At 49.2% G+C, this 4,028-nt stretch carries 6 protein-coding genes; 4 read left to right on the forward strand and 2 right to left on the reverse strand.

Going from position 1 to position 4,028, the window contains the following annotated elements:
• The 3 genes from ACUVQO_RS22060 to ACUVQO_RS22070 all read left to right on the forward strand — a co-directional run.
• A partial coding sequence (locus ACUVQO_RS22060) for an HAD-IC family P-type ATPase (RefSeq protein ID WP_445927973.1) occupies positions 1-766 on the forward strand: 766 nt, incomplete at its 5' end.
• Between the two features lie 23 nt (positions 767-789).
• Positions 790-1,182, forward strand: a complete 393-nt coding sequence (locus ACUVQO_RS22065) for a hypothetical protein (RefSeq protein WP_445927974.1) — start codon at positions 790-792, stop codon at positions 1,180-1,182.
• 139 nt (positions 1,183-1,321) lie between these two features.
• A complete protein-coding gene (locus ACUVQO_RS22070; protein WP_445927975.1) occupies positions 1,322-1,684 on the forward strand; it encodes a phage holin family protein in 363 nt (120 codons plus the stop codon).
• Here the strand turns inward: ACUVQO_RS22070 and ACUVQO_RS22075 are convergent.
• Positions 1,681-2,400, reverse strand: a complete 720-nt coding sequence (locus tag ACUVQO_RS22075) for a hypothetical protein (protein WP_445927976.1) — start codon at positions 2,398-2,400, stop codon at positions 1,681-1,683. The two genes, ACUVQO_RS22070 and ACUVQO_RS22075, sit on opposite strands and share 4 nt — an antisense overlap.
• A gap of 112 nt (positions 2,401-2,512) precedes the next feature.
• Between ACUVQO_RS22075 and ACUVQO_RS22080 the strand changes: the two genes are divergently transcribed.
• Positions 2,513-3,022: a glutathione peroxidase gene (locus tag ACUVQO_RS22080; protein WP_445927977.1), complete on the forward strand. Its 510-nt coding sequence runs from the start codon at positions 2,513-2,515 to the stop codon at positions 3,020-3,022.
• 77 nt (positions 3,023-3,099) lie between these two features.
• Here the strand turns inward: ACUVQO_RS22080 and ACUVQO_RS22085 are convergent.
• Positions 3,100-4,028 (reverse strand): HAD-IC family P-type ATPase (locus tag ACUVQO_RS22085; RefSeq protein WP_445927978.1); only part of this gene is annotated, 929 nt, incomplete at its 5' end.

Raw genomic sequence — 4,028 nt, forward strand, 5'->3', positions numbered from 1 at the left:
TGTTTTGTATTTTGGGGATGAACTGCGATCGGATGCACAAGCAACCCTGGAGCAATTCCGACAGGCTAGCATTCAAGTGAAAGTGATTTCTGGCGACAATCCTGCTACCGTTGTGGCTCTCGCCAAACAGGCGGGACTCAGTAACGACATCATTGCCGTCTCCGGTCAGGATCTGGCTCAGATGAGTGCCAGCGAGTTTACCCAAATGGCCGAGGACGGCACGATCTTTGGGCGCATTACTCCGGAGCAAAAAGCGCGTCTGGTGCAAAGTCTGCAATCACGCGGACGGTATATGGCGATGATGGGGAATGGGGTGAATGATGTGCTGTCCCTGAAACAGTCGAATGTGAGGATTGCGATGGAAAGTGGTAGTCAGGCCACTCGCGGTGTGGCGGATATTGTCTTGCTCAAGGATTCCTTCAGTGCCTTACCCAAAACTTTTCTGGAAGGCCAGCGGATTCGCAATGGCATTAGTGATATCAGCAAGCTGTTTCTGGTGCGAATCTTCTCCTTTATTTTGGTGATGATTGCGATCGGGCTGACCAGCATCGTGCTCCCATTCACGATCAAAACCAGCACGATTGTCATGTTTCTGACGGTGGGCATTCCGCCCTTCTTTGTCACCCTCTGGGCAAAACCGGGTAAACGCAGTTATGCCACTGGAAATCCCCTGTTGCATTTTGTCCTGCCAGCCACCTTTACCCTGGCTTTCGTCAGTATTCTGGTTTATCTCTATTTTCTGGCAGAAATATTGGGCCGGTTTTAGCCTGGTTCAGAGGTCAAATCACTTTGCAGGAACTGAATCAGGTCATTAAGCCGGAAGATGTGCGATCGGCGCAGAAATTTGCCGAAACGGCCATGACCACGATGCAGGTGTTTGGTGGTCTGTTGTTGCTGCCCTTCCTGAAACCCCCAACCCCAGCCTGGGTGGGAGGAGAACCGCTCAGTCGAGATTGGCGGTATAGTGTTCTAACGGCTCTGGGCATCCTGGCATACCTGATTATTCTGTCAGTCCCCCAGCTACGCAGCTTCTTTGAACTGTTTCCTCTGGATTTTATGCATTACCTGGGGATTGGCCTGGTTGCCATCCTCTGGGCACTGGCACTGCGATTGACCTGGAGACATAGTTTGATCGATCGCTTTTTTGGCATTCAAATCAGCCCTTTTGATCACTCCAAATGATTGAAAGGTTATGGATCAATAGTATCAGGCTTACTCACCGTGTCGAAGGTTTGATAGATTAACAATTGGTTGAATCAGTTTAGTATAGTTTTCATCATTGATGGATTAACCTTGTCTTATCTTTTTAGGAGAGCGAATTGTGACTGTATTTCTGATCTCTGTTGTTGTGACCGCTACTAGCCTGTTGATTATTTCTAAACTCCCTACAGGGGTTGAAGTTGATAATCCCTTTATTGCGCTGATTGCAGGCGCGATCATTGGAGCTTTTAATGGCCTATGGGGGTTGTTTCCTGTGTGGTTGCGGGCCATTCCCACGATCCTCAGCCTGGGATTAATTCCGCTGATTGGCAGCATCATTGTGTTTGGCTTAACTGCATTCTTAGTGGAAGGTTTTCGGCTCCGCTGGGGCATCGGGAGCGCAATTCTTGGTGCGATCGCGCTGGCGATCGTCAACTCTATCCTCTTCTTCATCCTACGTCAGACTAATTTAGTAGTTATTTAACTGACTCTGACATACAGTTCAGACTGATAAAAGGAATCAGCAAAAGAATCTAGTGAAGTAGTTTTTCGATTCCAACCAGACTGCAATTGGAATCCTCCTAGCAATAAACCTAGCCATATTTCTACAAACGAGAGGGATAAACTCTGTTGCAGTTCAGATAGGGAAACCTGCTTCCTGGAGTTTTCCTTAAGGTAGCGAGCGATCGTAGTGACCCATTGGGAAACGTCTTCCGCATGAGCTATGGCTAAAGCCTCCTCTTTTGCTTCCAGAGCGTCTACCATTGCCAGTAGCAACTCTTTTTCCACAGTTCCAATCAGGGATTTTACCCCTTCTTCCGGGGAATGGAGCGTTCGGGAAAAGTTTTCCACTAATCCTTCCAGATTTAAGGACATGGATTGGCGCAGGAAACTGGCTAGCATCTCTGCCGTTAAAATTGGTTCGGTGGTATCTGGTGGATTGTGCGCCGCTTCCCAGGCCGCAATCCAGGCTTCTGCTTTCGCACTCAACACGTCGGCGAACTGAGCGATCGCCTCGCCTGCAAGCTTCAACTGCACATCATCCGGTTGGTCAGCCAGTACCTGCTGCAATGCCTGCCACAATTCATCCAAGTTCGCCTGTTCTGGCCTTGCGATCGCCGCCTGTACTGCTGCTGCAAACTGAATATCAACCTGAGTTCCTGGCATTCCTATCTGTCCGGCCCATACTTTTGGCCCCATTTCTGGTTTGGCTCACGTTCATGGTCATTTTAGCCCAGGTGTTCGTCAGGGATAGTAGTAAGATAATGAGTATATTGAGTCAATTCCTTTATCCCAATCTCACCTACCGATTATGACTGCCCAAGCCTCACAATCTCAAGCCTCACAATCTATTTACGACTTTTCGGCCACCAGTATTGAAGGACAACCAATCTCACTGAGTACCTTTAAAGATAAGGTTTTACTGATTGTCAATACGGCCAGTCAGTGCGGATTTACCCCCCAATACAAAGGTTTACAGGAACTGTACGACAAGTATGCCGATCGGGGGTTGGTGATTCTGGGATTTCCCTGCAATCAATTCGGTCAGCAAGAACCAGGTACCTCCAACGACATTCAATCTTTCTGTGAAACCCGCTTTGGCGTAAAATTTCCTCTCTTTCAGAAAATTGATGTTAATGGTCCCAATGCCCATCCCCTCTTTAAGTACCTCACTAAAGCCGCTCCCGGTCTCTTAGGTAGTGAAGCGATTAAATGGAACTTCACCAAATTCCTGGTCGATCGCAACGGCAATGTCGTCAAACGCTACGCCTCCCTCACCAAACCTGAAGACATCGAAAAAGACATCCAGGCTCTCCTCTAACCTACTCCTCTCCTTCCCCCCTGCTATCAATCAGGCACTGAATCCATAATTTATTCTGAATCCATAATTTATTTGAGTTATTTGAGGACTCTCATGGCGTTAAAAATCGCCAATAGAGCTACCCCTGCATCTGCAAATACAGCTTCCCAGAGGGTTGCCAAGCCGACTGTACCCAGCGCAATGAAGAGACCCTTGATCGCCAGTGCCATGACAATGTTTTGCACGACAATCTGACGGGTTTTTCGGGCAACCTGAATGGCTTCTGCAACTTTTGCAGGAGCATCCGTCATCAGGACTACATCGGCGGTTTCAATGGCCGCACCCGATCCCAATCCACCCATTGCCATCCCCACATCGGCTCTGGCAATCACTGGCGCATCATTGATGCCATCTCCTACAAACGCCAGTTTCGCCTTGCCTGAACGGTCTAGCAACTTCTCGATTTTGTCTACTTTGCCTGCTGGCAGCAGTTCAGCGATGAAGCCATCGAGGCCAAGTTGCTGGGCAACACATCGGGCCACCACCGGGCTGTCTCCGGTCAGCATTAGTGTTTTTTCAACACCCAGGCGTTTCAGGTCTCGGATAGCTTGCGGTGCGTCGTCTTTAAGCTCATCCGCAATTAAGATATATCCGGCGTAGCGCCCATCTACTGCCACATGGACGACGGTTCCATCGACCTCACAGGTGTCGTGGTTGATGTTCTCTCGATGCAAGAGGCGATCGTTTGCAGCTATCACAACGTGATTTTGCACGATCGCCCGGATGCCGTGCCCTGCAATTTCTTCGTAATCGCTCACTTCAGACCCAGGAATCGGCTGGTCGTAAGCGTCTCGAATCGACTGGGCAACCGGATGATTGGAATGAGATTCTGCTTTCGCGGCCAAGGTCAGCAGTTCTGATTCAGAAAACCCATTCCTGGTCACTATTTGAGTAACTTCAAAGGTACCTTTGGGTGACATCCTCCCGACACCAATGCTACGCATACGGTGCGGGCTTCCCAAGATCG

The sequence above is a fragment of the Leptodesmis sp. genome, from assembly GCF_052746595.1.

What these genes read in the sequence shown, in the direction of transcription:
- ACUVQO_RS22075 (WP_445927976.1), bottom strand. Translation starts at nt 2,400, where the DNA reads ATGGGGCCAAAAGTATGGGCCGGACAGATAGGAATGCCAGGAACTCAG.
- ACUVQO_RS22080 (WP_445927977.1), top strand. Translation starts at nt 2,513, where the DNA reads ATGACTGCCCAAGCCTCACAATCTCAAGCCTCACAATCTATTTACGAC.